The sequence below is a fragment of the Rhodococcus sp. JS3073 genome (genome assembly GCF_026810085.1).
Lineage (GTDB): Bacteria > Actinomycetota > Actinomycetes > Mycobacteriales > Mycobacteriaceae > Rhodococcus_F > Rhodococcus_F wratislaviensis.
In genome coordinates, this window is record NZ_CP113951.1 from 1,264,399 (window position 1) to 1,282,164 (window position 17,766).

The 17,766-nt window shown below is 68.0% G+C and carries 17 protein-coding genes; 4 read left to right on the forward strand and 13 right to left on the reverse strand.

The genetic code is table 11. From position 1 onward, the window contains the following. Positions 1-32: 32 nt before the first annotated feature. Genes OYT95_RS06045 through OYT95_RS06065 form a run of 5 tightly spaced genes read right to left on the reverse strand, consistent with a single transcriptional unit; the run spans position 33 to position 6,127 of the window. Positions 33-878, reverse strand: coding sequence for an HpcH/HpaI aldolase/citrate lyase family protein (locus OYT95_RS06045; RefSeq protein ID WP_037244618.1), 846 nt, complete (start codon positions 876-878; stop codon positions 33-35). Further along, positions 875-1,360, reverse strand: a complete 486-nt coding sequence (locus OYT95_RS06050; RefSeq protein WP_005239560.1) for a MaoC family dehydratase — start codon at positions 1,358-1,360, stop codon at positions 875-877. Before OYT95_RS06050 ends, OYT95_RS06045 begins: the two co-directional genes overlap by 4 nt. Beyond that, positions 1,357-2,517, reverse strand: coding sequence for an acyl-CoA dehydrogenase family protein (locus OYT95_RS06055; protein WP_005253824.1), 1,161 nt, complete (start codon positions 2,515-2,517; stop codon positions 1,357-1,359). The genes OYT95_RS06050 and OYT95_RS06055 overlap by 4 nt, the downstream gene beginning before the upstream one ends. Next, positions 2,514-4,523: an acetyl/propionyl/methylcrotonyl-CoA carboxylase subunit alpha gene (locus OYT95_RS06060; RefSeq protein ID WP_037244615.1), complete on the reverse strand. Its 2,010-nt coding sequence runs from the start codon at positions 4,521-4,523 to the stop codon at positions 2,514-2,516. The genes OYT95_RS06055 and OYT95_RS06060 overlap by 4 nt, the downstream gene beginning before the upstream one ends. A 14-nt stretch (positions 4,524-4,537) precedes the next feature. Then, on the reverse strand, positions 4,538-6,127 hold the full coding sequence (locus OYT95_RS06065; RefSeq protein WP_037244611.1) for a carboxyl transferase domain-containing protein: 1,590 nt from the start codon (positions 6,125-6,127) through the stop codon (positions 4,538-4,540). Positions 6,128-6,242: 115 nt separating this feature from the next. Here OYT95_RS06065 and OYT95_RS06070 point away from each other — a divergent pair, with 115 nt between their 5' ends. Beyond that, entirely contained in the window at positions 6,243-6,848 is a 606-nt protein-coding gene (locus OYT95_RS06070) for an SACE_7040 family transcriptional regulator (protein WP_128639127.1), read from the forward strand. A gap of 72 nt (positions 6,849-6,920) precedes the next feature. On the opposite strand, the gene OYT95_RS06075 is transcribed toward OYT95_RS06070, so the two are convergent. From OYT95_RS06075 to OYT95_RS06085, 3 genes are all read right to left on the reverse strand, one after another. After that, on the reverse strand, positions 6,921-7,190 hold the full coding sequence (locus tag OYT95_RS06075; RefSeq protein WP_268790983.1) for a GlsB/YeaQ/YmgE family stress response membrane protein: 270 nt from the start codon (positions 7,188-7,190) through the stop codon (positions 6,921-6,923). A gap of 148 nt (positions 7,191-7,338) precedes the next feature. Next, entirely contained in the window at positions 7,339-7,965 is a 627-nt protein-coding gene (locus OYT95_RS06080) for a response regulator (RefSeq protein WP_268790984.1), read from the reverse strand. Continuing rightward, a complete protein-coding gene (locus OYT95_RS06085; RefSeq protein ID WP_268790985.1) occupies positions 7,962-9,164 on the reverse strand; it encodes a sensor histidine kinase in 1,203 nt (400 codons plus the stop codon). Before OYT95_RS06085 ends, OYT95_RS06080 begins: the two co-directional genes overlap by 4 nt. Positions 9,165-9,327: 163 nt before the next feature. Here OYT95_RS06085 and OYT95_RS06090 point away from each other — a divergent pair, with 163 nt between their 5' ends. Together OYT95_RS06090 and OYT95_RS06095 are read left to right on the forward strand one after the other, a co-directional pair. Beyond that, positions 9,328-9,912: a GlcG/HbpS family heme-binding protein gene (locus OYT95_RS06090; protein ID WP_037244599.1), complete on the forward strand. Its 585-nt coding sequence runs from the start codon at positions 9,328-9,330 to the stop codon at positions 9,910-9,912. A 12-nt stretch (positions 9,913-9,924) separates the two neighbouring features. Next, positions 9,925-10,422, forward strand: a complete 498-nt coding sequence (locus OYT95_RS06095; protein ID WP_128639131.1) for an ankyrin repeat domain-containing protein — start codon at positions 9,925-9,927, stop codon at positions 10,420-10,422. Between the two features lie 9 nt (positions 10,423-10,431). Here OYT95_RS06095 and OYT95_RS06100 read toward each other — a convergent pair whose 3' ends face one another. From OYT95_RS06100 to OYT95_RS06120, 5 genes are all read right to left on the reverse strand, one after another. Continuing rightward, entirely contained in the window at positions 10,432-12,069 is a 1,638-nt protein-coding gene (locus OYT95_RS06100) for an AMP-binding protein (RefSeq protein ID WP_037244592.1), read from the reverse strand. 161 nt (positions 12,070-12,230) lie between these two features. Further along, the gene (locus OYT95_RS06105; protein WP_370180607.1) at positions 12,231-13,571 is read right to left on the reverse strand and encodes an MFS transporter; all 1,341 of its coding nucleotides are present in this window, start codon (positions 13,569-13,571) and stop codon (positions 12,231-12,233) included. Positions 13,572-13,691: 120 nt separating this feature from the next. Further along, positions 13,692-14,237 carry a hypothetical protein gene (locus OYT95_RS06110; RefSeq protein WP_037244586.1) on the reverse strand — a complete coding sequence of 182 codons (546 nt, stop codon included), beginning with the start codon at positions 14,235-14,237 and terminating at the stop codon, positions 13,692-13,694. A gap of 78 nt (positions 14,238-14,315) precedes the next feature. After that, positions 14,316-15,083 (reverse strand): ethanolamine ammonia-lyase subunit EutC, encoded by a 768-nt coding sequence (eutC, locus tag OYT95_RS06115; RefSeq protein ID WP_037244583.1) that lies wholly within the window; start codon positions 15,081-15,083, stop codon positions 14,316-14,318. Further along, positions 15,080-16,492 carry an ethanolamine ammonia-lyase subunit EutB gene (locus tag OYT95_RS06120; RefSeq protein WP_037244580.1) on the reverse strand — a complete coding sequence of 471 codons (1,413 nt, stop codon included), beginning with the start codon at positions 16,490-16,492 and terminating at the stop codon, positions 15,080-15,082. The genes eutC and OYT95_RS06120 overlap by 4 nt, the downstream gene beginning before the upstream one ends. A 155-nt stretch (positions 16,493-16,647) precedes the next feature. Here OYT95_RS06120 and OYT95_RS06125 point away from each other — a divergent pair, with 155 nt between their 5' ends. Then, on the forward strand, positions 16,648-17,760 hold the full coding sequence (locus tag OYT95_RS06125; protein ID WP_268792206.1) for an RNA-guided endonuclease InsQ/TnpB family protein: 1,113 nt from the start codon (positions 16,648-16,650) through the stop codon (positions 17,758-17,760). Positions 17,761-17,766: the final 6 nt, after the last annotated feature.

The following is a 17,766-nucleotide window of genomic DNA, read 5'->3' on the forward strand; positions in this document are numbered from 1 at the left end:
GAGCGCGCGGCCGTTCCGCGCTCTTTCGCCGCCTACCGCGGCGACTCGGACGTGCTTGGCCCCTTCGAATCGACCTGGGAGCGGCGCAGGATCGCCTCGGCGTGACGCAGAACCGGCGCGTCCACCATCTTTCCCTCGAACGCGAAGACTCCTCGCTCGTCGGCGACGGCGGCGAGAACCCGCGTCGCCCAGTCGACGTCCTCGTCCGACGGTGCGTACGCCTTCCGGATCACCGCGATCTGGCTGGGATGGATGCCGACCTTGATGTCGAATCCGACGGCGACGGCGTCGACTGCCTCGGCGCGCAGCCCGTCGAGGTCCTTGATGTCGAGATAGACGGAATCCAGGGCGAGCCGCTGGTACGCCTTGGCGGCCAGCAGTGTCGACGACCGCACGTGGGTGGCGACGTCACGGTAGCTGCCGTCCCCGCGGCGACTGGAGTTGCCGCCCATCGCCGCCACGAGGTCTTCGGCGCCCCACATCACGCCGATCGTGCTCGCCGCCAGCGCGATCTCGCTCACCGCGAGCGCACCGAGCGGCGATTCGACGAGGGCGATCACCTCACGCGGCGCCAGCGACAGCACCTGGCCGGCGGACTCGCACTTGGCAAGCATCAGCCTCGTGTAACGGGTGCCGTCGAGTGCCAGAAGGTCGCGCTCGTGGTCCTCGGTTCCGACCGGATTGACCCGCACCACCGTGCGATCCGGATCCAACGGGGTGTCGATCAGGGCGACTCGCGCCGCTTCCTTGTCCGCGGGTGCCACCCCGTCCTCGAGGTCGAGGATCACGACGTCGGCTGCCGCCGCCGCTTTCGCATACCGTTCGGGCCGGTCGGCCGGGCAGAACAGCCAGGCGGGCCCGGGCAGTTCCCAGCTCATGACGGCTTCTTCTGGACGAGGGTCTTGCGGACTGCGATCGCCACCACGTCGCCGTTCTGGTTGCGGCCGGTGTGCTCGAGGGTGACGATGCCCTCGCCGGGCCTGCTCTTCGATTCGCGCTTGTCCGCGATCTTCGTCTCCGCGTAGAGCGTGTCGCCGTGGAACAGCGGCTTCGGGAAGCTGATCTCCGAGAACCCCAGGTTCGCGACGATGGTCCCCTGCGTCAGTTGTGCCACCGACAACCCGACCAGCGTCGAGAGGGTGAACATCGAGTTGACGAGGCGCTCACCGAACTGGGTGTTCTCGCTGTATGCGGCGTCCAGGTGCAGGGCCTGGGTGTTCATCGTCTGCGTCGTGAAGAGGACGTTGTCGGCCTCGGTGACGGTCCGGCCGGGACGGTGCTCGTACACCGCCCCCAGTTCGAATTCCTCGAACCACAGGCCCCGCTGAACGATTCGCTTCGGTTCGGTTGTGGCGGTCACAGGCCGGCCTCCCGCGCGATCAGCATCAGCTGCACCTCGGTGGTGCCCTCGCCGATCTCCAGGATCTTGCTGTCACGGTAGTGCCGGGCCACGGTGTACTCGTTCATGAATCCGTAGCCGCCGTGGATCTGGGTGGCGTCCCGGGCGTTGTCCATCGCGGCCTCGGAGGCGACGAGCTTGGCGATGGCGGCCTGCTTCTTGAACGGCTTGCCGGACAGCATCCGGGCGGCGGCGTCGTAGTACGCGGTGCGGGCGGTGTGGGCGCGCGCCTCCATGCGGGCGATCTTGAACGCGATGGCCTGGTTGTGTCCGATGGGCCGTCCGAACGCCTCACGTTCCTTGGCGTACTTGACCGACTCGTCGACGCATCCCTGGGCGGCGCCGACGCTGAGCGCGGCGATGGCGATGCGGCCCTCGTCGAGGATCCGCAGGAAGTTCGCGTACCCGCGGCCACGCTCGCCGAGCAGATTCTCCTCGGGAACGCGCACGTCCGAGAACGTGAGGGGGTGGGTGTCGGAGGCGTTCCAGCCGACCTTGTTGTACGCCGGCTCGGCGGTGAAGCCCGGCGTCGACGTCGGCACGAGGATGGTGGAGATCTCCTTCTTGCCGTCCTTCGTACCGGTCACCGCGGTGACCGTGACGAGCTTGGTGATGTCGGTGCCGGAGTTGGTGATGAACTGCTTGTTGCCGTTGATGATCCATTCACCGCTGTCGAACTTCGCGGTGGTCTTCGTCCCGCCGGCATCGCTTCCGGCACCCGGCTCGGTGAGCCCGAACGCGGCCAGGCTCTTGCCGCTCGTCAGCTGCGGCAGCCACTCCTGCTTCTGCTCCTCGTTGCCGAACCGGTAGATCGGCATCGCGCCCAGCGACACGCCTGCTTCCAGGGTGATCGCGACACTCTGGTCGACCTTGCCCAGTTCTTCGAGCGCCAGGCACAGGGCGAAGTAGTCGCCACCCATTCCGCCGTACTCCTCGGGGAACGGCAGACCGAACAGGCCCATGTCGGCCATCCCCGACACCACCTCGTACGGGAACGTGTGGTTGGCGTCGTGTTCCGCCGCGACCGGTGCCACCACATTCTTGGCGAAGTCGGCGACGGTCTTCGCCAACTGCTGGTACTCGTCGGGAAGCTGGCCGGTGGCAAGGAATTCGGTCATGACGCGTCTTCTTTCGTGTCGGTGGTGTCGGTGTGCGGGGTGACTCGTGCGAGCAGCTGGTCGACCATCACCTGGTCACCGGGTGCGACGAGGATGTCGACGACGCCGTCGACGGGGGCGGTGAGCGAGTGCTCCATCTTCATCGCCTCGACCACGACGAGTGTCTGGCCTGCGGTGACGTGGGCACCTGCCTCGGCGCCGACGGCGATGACGGATCCGGGCATGGGGCTGGTGATCTCGGCCTCGCCGGCGTGGACGTCGCCGGTGCGGACACTGAGTTCACGCACCTCACGCAGCATCGTCGTGCCGTCGGAACCGGCGAGCCAGATGTGCCCGTCGGTCTGGGCGACGCGGTAGGTTTCGCGCCTGCCGTCGATCACCACGGAGAGGGTGGTGCCGTCGAGCGCCGCGGTCAGGGACAGGGTGTCGCCGTCCTCGACCTGTGCGGTGGCCTCGGCCGGGCTGCCGGTGATCCGCACGTGGTCGGTGCGGGTGGCAGAGGACAACCGGATGCTGGTGGGCGCGGGAACCCCGACCCGCCAGCCGCTGGGAACGTCCCACGGATCGGCCTGTGCCCGCTCGGGCCAGCGCTGCAACCAGCGGAATGCAGCAGCGGCGATCAGGGCGGCATCGGTGGCCTCCGCCGCGACGAAGTCCTCGAGCCGTCGGTCGAGCAGACCGGTGTCGAGGTTGCCGGCCACCACGTCGGGATCGGCGAGCAGGAAGCGCGCGAACTCGATGTTGGTGACCACTCCCAGCACACCGGTGCCGGCCAGCGCCCGGTCCAGTTTCCGCAGCGCGCCGGCGCGGTCGTCGGCGTGGGCGATGACCTTCGCCAGCATCGGGTCGTAATCGCTGCCGACGACCGTGCCGGGCTGCAGCCCGGAGTCGACGCGGACACCGGGGCCGGCGGGTTCGACCACGTCGGCCACGAGTCCGCCGGTGGGGAGGAATCCGCGACTCGGGTCCTCGGCGTAGACGCGGGCTTCGATGGCGTGACCGGTGAGGGTGATGTCGTCCTGGGTGAAGCCGAGAGGCTCACCGGCGGCCACTCGCACCTGCCATTCGACGAGGTCCAGGCCCGTCACGAGTTCGGTGACCGGGTGCTCGACCTGCAGCCGGGTGTTCATCTCCATGAAGAAGAACTCGTCGGGCTTGTCGGCGGAGACGATGAACTCGACCGTTCCCGCTCCCGAGTAGTCGACGCTGCGTGCCGTGTTGCAGGCGGCCTCGCCGATCCGGGCGCGTGTCGCCTCGTCCAGCAGCGGCGACGGCGCTTCCTCGATGACCTTCTGGTGGCGACGCTGCAGACTGCATTCACGCTCACCGAGGTGGACGACGTTCCCGTGCCCGTCCGCGAGGATCTGCACCTCGATGTGCCGGGGCCGCAACACGAATCGCTCGAGGAAGAGCGTGTCGTCGCCGAACGCCGACGCCGCCTCACGGCGCGCGCTGCGCAGTGCCTCGGCGAGTGCGCCCGGCTCCTCCACCAGTCGCATGCCCTTGCCGCCGCCACCTGCCGACGGCTTGACCAGGACCGGGTATCCGATGTCCTCGGCGGCCGCGATCAGTTCGTCGTCGGACAGTCCGGGACGGGCGATGCCGGGTACGACGGGCACGTCGAACTTCGCCACCGCGTTCTTGGCGGTGATCTTGTCGCCCATCACCTCGATGGCGTGAGCGGACGGGCCGAGGAACGCGATCCCCGCGTCCGCGCAGGCCCCGGCGAACTTCGAGTTCTCCGACAGGAACCCGTAACCGGGATGGATGGCCTGCGCGCCGGTGGCCTGCGCCGCCGCGATCACCTTCTCGATGACGAGGTAACTCTCCCGCGCCGCGGCCGGACCGAGCAGCACCGCGGTGTCGGCCTCACGGACGTGCCGCGCGTCCCGATCCGCCTCGCTGAACACGGCGACGGACCGGATTCCCATGGCCCGCAGGGTGCGGATCACGCGCACCGCGATCTCGCCGCGGTTGGCTACCAGAACGGTATCTATCCGAGTCATTTCAGTCATTCCACTCACATCCGGAAAACGCCGTAGGAGACCGGTTCGACCGGTGCGTTCGCACACACCGAGAGCGCCAGTCCGAGAACAGTTCTGGTATCGGCGGGGTCGATGATGCCGTCGTCCCACAGCCTGGCCGTCGAGTAGTACGGATTGCCCTGCGCCTCGTACTGCTCGCGGATCGGCGCCTTGAACGCCTCTTCGTCCTCGGCCGACCACGGGTTGCCCGCACTGTCGAGTTGCTCGCTGCGCACCGTCGAGAGCACCGACGCCGCCTGCTCGCCGCCCATCACGGAGATCCGGGCGTTCGGCCACATCCACAGGAACCGCGGCGAGTACGCCCGCCCGCACATCGAGTAGTTGCCCGCACCGTAGGAGCCGCCGATCACGACGGTCAGCTTGGGGACCCGGGCGCACGCCACCGCGGTCACCATCTTGGCGCCGTGCTTGGCGATGCCGCCCGCCTCGTAGTCGCGACCGACCATGAAGCCGGCGATGTTCTGCAGGAACAGAAGCGGAATCTTGCGCTTGTCGCACAGTTCGATGAAGTGCGCGCCCTTCATCGCGGACTCGGCGAACAGCACGCCGTTGTTGGCGACGATGCCGACCGGGTGGCCCTCGATGTGCGCGAAACCGGTGACCAGGGTCTTGCCGTACTCCGCCTTGAACTCCTGGAACTCGGCGCCATCCACGATGCGGTCGATGACCTCGTGGACGTCGTACGGGGTGCGCGGGTCGGTGGGGACCACGTCGTAGAGGTCGGTCTGCGGCGCCGACGCGGGGACGGCGCTGATCACGTCCCACGGACGCTCGGCGCGCGGGCCGAGGGTCGCGACGATGTTCCGCACGATCCGCAGCGCGTCCTGGTCGTCTTCCGCGAGGTGGTCGGTGACACCGGAGACCTTCGAGTGCAGGTCGCCGCCGCCGAGTTCCTCCGCCGTCACGACCTCACCGGTGGCTGCCTTCACCAGCGGCGGGCCGCCCAGGAAGATGGTGCCCTGGTTGCGGACGATGACGGCCTCGTCGCTCATCGCGGGCACGTAGGCGCCGCCAGCGGTGCAGGAGCCGAGGACCGCCGCGATCTGCGGGATGCCCTGCGCGCTCATCGTGGCCTGGTTGTAGAAGATGCGGCCGAAGTGCTCCCGGTCCGGGAACACCTCGTCCTGCCTTGGCAGGAACGCGCCGCCGGAGTCGACGAGGTAGATGCAGGGCAGCTGGTTCTGCAGCGCGATCTCCTGCGCCCGCAGGTGCTTCTTCACCGTCATCGGATAGTAGGTGCCGCCCTTGACGGTCGCGTCGTTGGCGACGATCACGCATTCCCGGCCGGACACCCGGCCGATGCCGGCGATGACACCCGCTCCGGGGCTTTCGTCGTCGTACAGTCCGTTCGCCGCGAGCGGGGAGATCTCGAGGAACGGGCTTCCGGGGTCGAGCAGGGTGTCCACTCGATCGCGCGGCAGGAGCTTGCCTCGGCTGACGTGCCGCTCGCGCGACTTCTCGCTGCCGCCGAGCGAGGCCACGGCCAGCCTCGACTTCAGCTCGTCCACCAGTTTCGTGTGCTCTGCCCGGTAGCCCTCCCGTGCAGTGGTTCCGCTCAGTGCCATCCTGCCGCCTTCTCGTCTTGACGCCCGTGCCGAGTGAGTTAATACTCGATAACTGAAACTAAGATAACTGTGATTAACTGAGTTGTCCAGACCACATCCGAGAAAGAGCAAGGCGATGACCACAGACGTCGACGGCACCGAAGCGCCGATCACGCGCCGGGAGCAGATGAAGGCGGATCGTCGCCGCCAGCTGCTCGACGCCGCCGCCCGCCTCATCGCCGAACGGGGCTTCCTCGGCGTCCGCCTCGAGGACCTCGGTTCCGCAGCAGGAATCAGCGGCCCCGCCGTGTACCGGCACTTCCCCAACAAGGACGCCGTCCTCGTCGAACTGCTCGTCGGGATCAGCACGCGACTGCTGGAGGGCGGGTCACTCGTCGTCGCGGAGGCCCCCACACCGGACGCGGCCCTGGAGGGTCTGATCGACTTCCATCTGGACTTCGCGCTCGGCGAACCCGACCTCATTCGCATCCAGGACCGGGATCTGGAGAGCCTGCCCGCCGAGGCCCGCCGGGAGGTCCGGCAGACGCAGCGGCGCTACGTCGAGATCTGGGTGAAGATATTGCTGCAGGTGGACACGTCACTGGACGAGACGGATGCCCGCACCAAGGCGCACGCCACGTTCGGGCTCATCAACTCGACCCCGCACAGCGCCGATCCCACCACCCCCTCGCGCACCCGGAAAGTGCTGCGCGACATGACGCTTCTCTGCCTGCGCCCGTGAGCGGCGAAGCCGCAAAAGGGCCCCGCCCGGACGACCGGACGGGACCTTTCTCGTGGCGGTGCGATGCGGCGTCTACACCCTGTTCTTGCTCGTCATCGAGGTGTATCCGAGGGTCAGCACGGCCGCTACGGCGATGCTGATGATCCACCGGATCCAGTCGATCCCGCCGGTGTCCCCCTTGTCGAGCAGCCCCTCCCACACCCAGTACCCGAGCAGCGCACCGATGATGCCGAGGACGACGGTGATGACCCACCCCATCGCCTGCTTTCCCGGAATCACGAGACGCGCCAGAACGCCGATGACCGCACCGAAGATGATGGTGCCGATGATGTTGCCGACCATGGCCCTTGTCCTCTCAACACGCAATTCATGGTGCGAGCGGAAGGTCACCGCTCATTTCGAACATAACCACCTGGACACCCGTTCGACAGGGCTTCGGCAAATCGTTGCCAAAAGGTTCACGCGGCGTACCGCTGTGCACCCCCTCGGTTCAGCGAATGCCCTGCCGCCGCAGGGCCACGGACACCGCTGCGGCCCGGGTGTCGACACCGAGCTTCGCGTAGATGTGGGCGAGATGGGTCTTCACGGTCGCCTCGCTGATGAACAGGGCTTTGCCGAGCTGTTTGTTGGTCATGCCCTTGGCCAGCAGGGTCAGCAGTTCGGCCTCCCGCGGCGTGAGGGCCTCCTCGGGGCGCTGCATCTGCTGCAGTAGTCGCGACGCGACGGGCGGCGACAGCACACTCTGGCCGGCGGCCGCGCCGCGCACGGCGGCGAAGATCTCCGGGGGTGTCGAATCCTTCAGGAGGTATCCGATGGCACCGGCATCGATGGCGCGCACCACGTCGGCGTCCGTGTCGTACGTCGTGAACACCAGCACCGGAAGGTCCCGATCGACCTGCCGGATGCGGCGAATGGCCTCCACCCCGTCGATGCCTGCTCCGAGGGCGAGATCCATCGTCACGAGTTGCGGCCGGAATGTGCTCACGGCGGCGACGGCGTCCTCCCCCGTGCCCGCCTCGGCGATTACCTCGATGTCCGGCTGCGAGTCGAGAAGCGCTCGCAGTCCGGCGCGAACGACCACGTGGTCGTCGACCAGCAGCACGGTCACGGTCGTCATGCCGCGGTTCCTCTCGCGCACGGTATCTGGGCGGCCACCACGGTGCCCTCGCCCGGTGCGCTCTCGACGGTGAACGTGCCGCCCAGTTGTTCGACGCGACTGCGCATCGCGCGCAGGCCGTATCCGCCGCGCGCCGAGGGAGATCCGGCGGGCGCAGGGTCGAAACCGGTGCCGTCGTCGAAGATGTCGAGGGCGACGGCGTCCGGTAGGTACGTCAACGTGACACCCACGGTCTCGGCGTGGGCGTGCCGGGCGATGTTGGACACCGCGCTCTGAGTGATCCGCAGCAGCGCGTGCGTCACCTCCGCCGGAATCGCGATCGGAGTACCCACGACCCGGAGCTCTGCCCGCGGGTGGTGGGTACGCGCGGCGGCGAGCAGTGCCGCATCGATCGGCTGGGATTCCAGGTTGGGCGCCGCGAGATGGTGCACGAGACTGCGTGTTTCCGCCAGGCTCTCGCGCAACGTCCCGGTCGCCACCCGGACATCTTCGCGTGCCCGTGCCTCCGTCCGCGGATCTGCCTGCGCCCAGATCTGCTCGGCCGCCTCGAGCCGAAGCAGGCTGCTGGTCAGTCCCTGCGTCACGGTGTCGTGGATCTCGCGGGCCAGTCGTTCGCGTTCGGCGAGCACCCCCGCCTCCCGCTCGGTCTCCGCGAGCCGGGACCGGGTCTCCGCCACCTGGCGGAGCAGCCGCACCCGCTCCCGGCCGTCCCGCTCGATCTGGCTGTACGCCATGACGATCAGCGCTCCGGTGCACAGCGGTCCCACCAGCACGGCCCACTCGCTGCGCCCGGAGAAGGTGAAGAACGCCAGCGACGTGAGGACGGCGAGAACCCCGACGACCGGGTACGCGATCCGGCTCGGGTACGCCCTCGTGCACAGGAAGAACATGGGAAACGCGCACCAGGCGAAACTCGGCGCGAGCCAGACGAGCACCGCCCACGTCGTCAGGACCGGCCACACCCACGGTTCCCACGCGCCTTCCCGCCGTGCGACCACGGCGGTGAACGTGTACAGCGCGGCGAGCGCGGCAATCAACGCGACCACCACGACGAACTGCCCGCTCACTCCGTGGTACGTCAGGTACCGGGCCGTCGACGTCGCGAGGAGGACGTAGAACGACACATGTATGGCGGTAGCGAGCGGGCCGCGCAGACCCGCGCCGCCCGACCTGTCCGCTGCGTCCACGGGTGTCGTCACGTCGAGTGATCCTACGGATCCGCCGTGGGTCGCGGATCCACCGTTCGGATGATCTGCCGGGGCCGGACGGATGAGTTCGGGAGCGCCGTCGGCCCGATGCGGTCACCGGCACCGCCGGGCCAGGCTGGTCAGGTCAGCTCGTCGCTTCCCGAAAGGCCTTCCGATGCGCACCTTCCACCGCCTGCCCCGCATTCTGGCGATCGCCGTCCCGCTCGCCGCGATCGTCGCCACCTCGGCGTGCGGCACGTCCGCGACCGACGAGGCGAGTCCGACGTCCACTCCGGTCGCGACCGCCGCCGCGCCCGCCCCGATCGACGGTGCTGACGGCGTGGTCGGCCAGAACCGTCTCGGTATCGGCACTGCGCAGGCCGCCGCGCAGGCGGCGCTCGCGAAGTGCCAGGCCGACGGGCTCGGCTTCGTCACCGTGTCGGTGGTCGATCGCGCCGGCAACGTGCAGGCCATGTTGCGCGGGGACAATGCCGCTCAGCACACCGTGGAGGCGGCCCGCCAGAAGGCGTACACCGCTGCCGCGTTCGGCGCGAACACCAGCGATCTGAGCGAACGGGCCAAGGGTGACGGCGCGACGGTCGCCGACCTTCCCGGCACGTTGTTCCTCGCCGGAGGGGTGAGCGTGAAGTCGGCCGGCGGGTCGATCGCGGGTATCGGCGTGGGTGGCGCCCCCGACGGAATGCGGGATCAGGCCTGCGCGGCCGCCGGTCTCGACGCGATCGCCGGGTCGCTGGGTTGAAGAGCCGCCCCCGTGTCGACGCCCGAACTGGAACGCGCGCTGTTCGACGCCGTCGCCCGTGACGACGTCGCCGCCGCGCGGGCACTGATCGACGCCGGAGCAGATGTCAACGCGAAGAACGCCCGCGAGGACTCGGCGTTCCTGTACGCAGGCGCGGAGGGATTGAACGAGATTCTCGCGCTCACCCTCGACCGGGGCGCCGACGTCGCCAGCACCAACCGGTTCGGCGGAACCGCGCTGATCCCGGCAGCCGAGCACGGCCACGTCGACACCGTGCGGATGCTGATCGGGGCGGGTGTACCGGTAGACCACGTCAACGAGCCGGGCTGGACTGCCCTGCTCGAGGCCGTGGTCTACGGCGACGGATCCGACCGGTATCAGGACGTCGTCCGCCTGCTGCTCGACGCGGGCGCCGATCGGTCCATCGAGGACGCGGACGGCCGGACGGCCCTGCAGCATGCCGAGCGGCGCGGGCAGGTCGCCGTGGCGACGTTGCTGCGGACCAGGTGACGAGGCGGGTCAGGTGCGCCCGATCAGGTCGAGGGACTGCTCGCGCATCTCGACCTTGCGCACCTTGCCCGTCACCGTCATCGGGAACTCGTCGACGACATGCACGTACTTCGGGATCTTGTAGTGGGCGAGCTTGCCGGTGCAGAATTCGCGCACCTTCGCCGCGTCCAGGGGTTCGGCACCGTCCTTCATCCGCACCCACACCATCAGTTCCTCCCCGTACTTCGCGTCCGGCACCCCGATGACCTGGGCGTCGAGGATGTCCGGATGCGTGTACAGGAACTCCTCGATCTCGCGGGGATAGACGTTCTCGCCCCCGCGGATGACCATGTCCTTGATCCGACCGGTGATCGCGACGTAGCCGTCGGAATCCATCACCCCGATATCGCCGGTGTGCATCCACCGGCCGGCATCGATCGCTTCCGCGGTCTTCTCCGGGTTGTTCCAGTACCCGAGCATCACCGAGTACCCCCGGGTGCACAGTTCGCCCGGCGTGCCCCGCGGAACGGTCAACCCCGTTGCCGGATCGACGATCTTGATTTCGAGATGCGGACCGACGCGGCCGACCGTCGACACGCGCTGATCGATCGTGTCGTCCGACCGGGTCTGCAACGACACCGGCGACGTCTCGGTCATGCCGTAACAGATGGAGACCTCGGCCATCCCCATCTGTTCGATGACCTGCTTCATCACCTCCACCGGGCAGGGCGATCCGGCCATGATCCCGGTCCGCAGGCTCGACAGGTCGAACGAGGCGAAGTCCGGTTCGGCGAGTTCGGCGATGAACATCGTCGGCACCCCGTACAGCGACGTGCACTTCTCCGCCTCGACGGCCTGCAGCGTCGCTTTCGGGTCGAAGGACGGCCCCGGAATGACCATCGTCGCGCCGTGACTCGTGCACGCCAGGTTGCCCATCACCATCCCGAAGCAGTGGTAGAACGGCACCGGGATGCAGACGCGGTCGTTCTCCGTGTAGTGGCACAACTCGCCGACGAAGTACCCGTTGTTCAGGATGTTGTGGTGACTGAGCGTCGCACCCTTGGGGAATCCGGTTGTCCCCGAAGTGTATTGGATATTGATCGGGTCGTCCGAGGACAGGGCCGCCTGCGCGGCCGGCAGCCGAGCCGGGTCGGCGGCGTGTGCGGCCATGCCGTCCGACGCCAGCCGACTCCACTCGGCACTGCCGAGGAGCACCACCATCTCGAGGTCCGGGCACTGCGGCCGGACCTCCTCGATCATGGCCGCATAGTCGGACGACTTGAACTCGGGCGCCGACACCAGCAGACGGATACCGGCCTGATCGAGCACGTACTTCAACTCGTGCGCCCGATAGGCGGGGTTGATGTTGACGAGCACGGCGCCGATCTTGGCCGTCGCGAACTGGATCAGCGTCCACTCCGGGCAGTTCGGCGCCCAGATCCCCACCCGGTCGCCCTTCCCGATACCCCGCTTCAGCAACCCCGCCGCCACGGCGTCGACGTCCCGCCTCAGCTCGGCATACGTCCACCGCCGCCCCGAGGGCCGGTCGACCAGGGCGTCACGATCGGCGTGGGCAGCCACGGTCCGGTCGAAGTTGTCTCCGATGGTGTCACCGAGCATCGGGGCGTCCCACACGCCGTTGGTGTAGCTGGGAAGCGGGGTTGTCATCACTCTTCCTCTCCAGGAGCCCGTTCGGGCACCTACGGGACGGGCGGACCCGAAGGCCCTTCCGCGGTCGAACTTACTCTTGGTTGATGTGATCCAGGGCATACTGCACGGCGAGGGGCGCCGGTATCTGTGCGAAGTCCGGACACCCCTCGCCGGCCCTGTCAGAGTGCGTCGTCTTTCGTTTCCACCAGGGCCTTCGTGCACAGCAGGCTGAACACGCCGAGGACGGCAAGCATCACGCCGATCGCGACGCTGCCGTACGCGGACGCCAGGGGTGCGGCGATCAACGGCGGCACGGCGCCGCCGAGCACGCCGGCGAGGTTGTAGCCGAGACCGGCGCCGGTGTAGCGGTAGCGCGTCTGGAACATTTCCGGAAGCAGAGCGCCGCAGGGCCCGTAAGCGATTCCGAAGATCGCGAGTGTGACCATCACGCCGATCGTGAACGCGACGGGTGAACCGGTGTCGAGCAGCGGGAAGAGCGCGAGCGCCCACACGACGGCCAGTCCGCAGGAGATCATGATGACCCGTCGACGCCCGATCCGGTCCGAGTACAGCGCGGAGACGACGATCGTGAATCCGAAGACCACGGCCGAGGCGATCCCGACCGTCAGCACGAACGGGCGGCTGAACCCGAGGGTCTTGGTGCCGTAGCTGGTGAGAAACGCTGTGCCCATGTAGAAGAACGCGAACAGGGTGGCGAGCGCGCCGGCCGAGAGGAGGATCTCCTTGGTCTGGTACCGCCAGGCGTCCATCAGCGGGAGGGTCCGCGGGGCGGCGTCGGCGCGGTCGGCCTGCTGGGCCGCGCGGAACACCGGCGTCTCCTCGATCGCCAGGCGCATGTAGAGGCCGATTCCGACCAGGACGGCACTGAACAGGAAGGGAATCCGCCACCCGTATTCGAGGAAGACCTCGTTGGTGTCGCCGAGGAGGGTGCCGGTGACGAGGAACGTGGCGCTGGAGAGGATGAAAGCCACTGCGGGGCCGAGTTGCGGGAACATCGCGTAGAGGCCGCGCTTGCCCGGGGGTGCGTACTCCGCCGTCAGCAGCGTGGCGCCTGCCCATTCGCCACCGACGGCGAATCCCTGACCGAAACGCAGCAGCACCAGCAGGATCGGTGCCGCGACCCCGATCGTCGCGGCACCGGGCAGCAGGCCGATCAGGAACGTCGAGACACCCATCAGGATGAGCGTGGAGATCAGAGTCTTCTTACGTCCGATCCGGTCACCGTAGTGGCCGAACAGCATGGCACCCACGGGCCTGGCGACGAACGCGACGGCGAAGGTCGCGAAGGAGGCGACGGTGCCGGCGGTGGAGCCGAGGGCGGGAAAGAACACCGTGGGGAACACCAGGGCTGCGGCAGTGCCGTAGATGAAGAAGTCGTAGAACTCGATGGTCGTGCCGATGCCGCTGGCGATGGCCACCTTGCGGACGCTGGTACCGCCCTGGCGCACCGGTGTGGGGGCGTGGGGGGCGCCCGCACCCGAGTTGGAGACTGTGGTCACTCGATTCCTCCGTGGTCCGTGGGGAACACCCTGGTGGGCGTATCCCGGATGAGAGGAAAAGTAGTGATCCGGCTCACTGCGTCACCACCCCCGGATAGGGGGGTGGTGACGGGTGTCACGTCACTCGGCGGTGCCGGACGCGCCGAGCAGCTCCTTGCGGAGCTCGGTCCACACGGTGGCGTACGAGTCGATCACAGGTTCCGAGATCCACTTCGTCTCCCCCGCAGCCACTTTCGCGAGGGCGTCGGCGAACAGGTCCTGGTAGCGGGACAACCGGGGCACGAACGCAGACAAGTCGTCGAACACGACCGACGCACGGCGGTCCAGGTCGGCCAGCTGAACGGCGTCGGCAGAATCGATCAATCCGACGAACTCCTCGTGGAACGGCACGAAGCTCTCGTACACCTCCGCGATGGAGTCCTCGTCGATGGACACCCGCTCGGCGTCGAGCTGGTCCTCGAGCTCCGACAGTCCGGCCTCGGTGAGCCCGACCCGGCCGTCCGAGACTTCCTGCGCCTTGCCCTGGGTCAGCAGTGCGTCGTAGGCGGCCTGCGCGGACGCGGCGCTCACACCGAGATGCTCGGCCAGAACAGCCGCGCTGACCTGCTCTTTCAACCGGACCGCCTGCAGCAGGGCCAACTCGTCCACATTGCCAGCGAAGGCCATAGATCTCTCCTCGTCACACCCCGTCCAGGGCGGTTCTCCGCAGGCCCGGTCGGACCTGCCGCCCTTTAGATAACACGACTACAGTTCGAGGATCTCCGAGGGGGCTGCGAGCGCATCCGCACGGGACGTGTCCTTCAACTCCACTCCGGAACGGCCCAGTTTCCTCGCGCCGGACACGAGACCCGCCACGACGCGGGCTGCGAGTTCGTAGCCGAGGCCCTCGGGTGGGTGGATGTTGGACACGCAGTTCCGGTCGGCGTCGGTGCGTCCGGGACGCGGGAGGTGCGTGAGATAGACGCCGACACTGTCGGCCACCGACAATCCCGGCCGCTCCCCGATCAGCAGGACGAGCGTCTGCACGCCCAGTGCCTGCGCGATGTGATCGCCGAGCGCCACCCTGGCCTGGGTCGCGATCACCGGCGGCGCCAGCGAGTACGTCCCGGCGAACTCGTCGACCAGCGCGGACAGCAGGGGCACCCCGTGATCGGTGAGCGCCCGTGGCGACAATCCGTCGGCGAGGACGAACCCCACCTCCGCGGTTCCCGCGGGAACCGCGGACAGGTCTGCCGGTGTGCGGCCCAGGTCGGGCCGGCGCAGGTACTCGCTGCGGTCCGATGCCTGACTCGTGACGACCACGGGCCTGCCCAGGCCCACGGCCTCGACCTGCGCGGCCAGCGCCTCCGCGTCGAGCGGCTGGTGGACGGCGTCACGTGCGGCGGCGTGTGCCGAGCGGAACTCGAGGACGCGCTGCGTGGGCAGGGCGTCACCGGTGCGGCCGAGACCGATACGCGCCTGCGTCGTGGCCCGCAGTTCCGCCCAGAAGTCTTGAACGACAGGATCGCTCATCGTGCCACCGTCAGCGCCCGCAGCGGCGACGCCGCGGCGTCGACCGGCAGGACCCGTCCCGCGTCGTCGACCATCCCGAGGCGGCGCATCCAGTCCTCGAATTCCGGCGCCGGCCTGAGTCCGAGGACCTGACGCGCGTACAGCGCGTCGTGGAACGACAGACTCTGGTACCCGAGCATGACGTCGTCCGCGCCGGGTACCGCGATGACGAAGGCCGCGCCTGCCACCCCGAGCAGGGTGAGCAGCGTGTCCATGTCGTCCTGGTCGGCCTCGGCGTGATTGGTGTAGCAGACGTCGACACCCATCGGCAGGCCCAGGAGCTTTCCGCAGAAGTGATCCTCGAGCCCGGCCCTGATGATCTGCTTGCCGTCGTACAGGTACTCCGGTCCGATGAACCCGACCACCGTGTTGATCAGCAGCGGTTCGAGATCGCGGGCCACCGCGTACGCCCTGGTCTCGAGGGTCTGCTGGTCGACGGGCCTGCCACCCGTGCCGAGGTGGGCGCCGGCACTGAGCGCCGATCCCTGACCGGTTTCGAGGTACATGACGTTGTCGCCGACGGTGCCGCGTTTCAGGGACCGGCCGGCCGCGTTGGCCTCACGGAGCAGCGAAATATCAACCCCGAAGCTGGAATTGGCTCCCTGCGTTCCGGCGATGGACTGGAACACGAGGTCGACGGGAACGCCTTCCTCGATCAGGCCCATCGTGGTGGTCACGTGCGACAGCACGCACGACTGCGCCGGAATGTCGAAGCGCTGACGGATGTCGTCGAGCAGGTGGAGCAGTTCCGCGGTGGCGTGCGGCGAATCGGTGGCCGGGTTGATTCCGATGACGGCGTCACCGCAGCCGAGCAGCAGGCCGTCGAGCGTGGCGGCCGCGATGCCGCGCGGATCGTCGGTGGGATGGTTGGGCTGCAGCCGGGTTCCCAGGTGTCCCGGTACGCCGAGCGTCGTCCGGAACGCCGCGGTCACGGTGACGGCCCGCGCGACCGCGATGAGGTCCTGGTTGCGCATGATCTTGCTGACCGCCGCGACCATCTCCGGTGTCAGCCCGGGGGCGACGCGGCGGAATGTCTCGGCCGCGCCGTCCCGCGCAGCGACGTCGAGCAGCCAGTCACGCAGGCCGCCGACCGTCAGGTGGGAGATCTCACCGAACGCGACCCGGTCGTGCGAGTCGATGATGAGCCTTGTGACCTCGTCGTCCTCGTAGGGAACGACGAGTTCGTTCAGAAACGTGCCGAGCGGGACGTCGGCCAGCGCCCACTGCGCGGCGGCGCGTTCGGCGTCGGAGGACGCCGCGCACCCGGCCAGCTCGTCTCCGCTGCGGAGCGGTGTCGCCTTGGCCATGAGGTCGACGAGACCGTCGAACGTGTACCCGGTTCCCGCGACGCCGTGACTGTAGGTGGTCATTGGGACTCACGGGTGTGTGCCCCACCTTTTCGAATCTGGATGCAGCTCCTCAGGCAGATGCGGCGAGTGTGACGTCTGTTCATGTCGGTGCTCCTGACTACGGTAATGCTGTGGAGGAAATCGTGCGGTACAGCTTTCGGCTTCGGCCAGGCGCGATGGCCGTGCGCGCGCTGGAATCGGAGTGGCATCGCTGCCGGTATCTGTGGAACGAGGCTGTGCGCCAGCAGAAGACCGGTCGCAAGCCGACGTTCGCCAAGCTCGGAAAACTTCTGACCGATGCCCGCAGCCATAATGCATGGCTGCGGGAGGGTGCGCAGGTTCCTCAGCAGCAGATCTTGCGCACGTATGCGCAATCTCTGGAGCACTCGTTTGCAGTGAAGGGCCGCGGGCGCCCGAAGTTCAAGCCGCGCCGGGACACGCTTCCGTCGCTCGAATACAGCTCCAGAGGATTTTCCTGCCGTGGCGGTCGACTGTGTCTGGCGAAGGGCATCGTGATTCCAGTGGTGTGGTCGCGCGAGCTCCCAGCCGAGCCGACCAGTGTGCGAGTGCATCGAGATTCGCTCGGGCACTGGTACGCGTCGTTCGTGGTGCGACGCGAAGCCGTCGCTACCCCCGCTGCCGATGAGGGCAGTGGGATCGGCATCGACTGGGGCGTATCCGTCACGGCCACGACCACGAGTCCGGAGTTCGACCTGCCGTATCTGGGACATCGTAAGCGCTGCGCCGCCGAGCTGGGCAAGGCGCAGCGGAAGATGGCCCGACGACACAGCGGCAAGCGTGGGCCGCAGTCGAAGGGATACCAGCGGGCCCGCAAGGCCGCAGCGACCTTGCAGAAGAAGGCTGCTCGGCAGGCCCGGCATGATGCGAGGGCCTGGGCGAAAAGTGTTGTCGACCATCACCATCTGATCGCGGTCGAGGACTTCACGCCTAAGTTCCTCGCCAAATCCACGATGGCCCGAAAGGCCACCGATGCAGCGATCGGCGTATCGAAGCAGGAACTGATCGAGTGTGCCGCGCGGGCCGGCCGGAAGGTGGTTTTGGTCGCGCCCGCGTACACGACGATGACGTGTTCGAGTTGTTTCGCGAGAGCCAAGCAGCGACTCGGGCTCGCGGAACGAACCTTCCAGTGTCGGGAGTGCGGATTCATCGACTGCCGAGACAGGAACGCTGCCAGGGTGATCTTGGCTGTGGCAGAACGGGGCCACACTCGTGTTGACGACGTCAGCCATGCGTCTTCCCCTTTCGGGTCGGATGTGCATGCGGTCTGAGCGTGA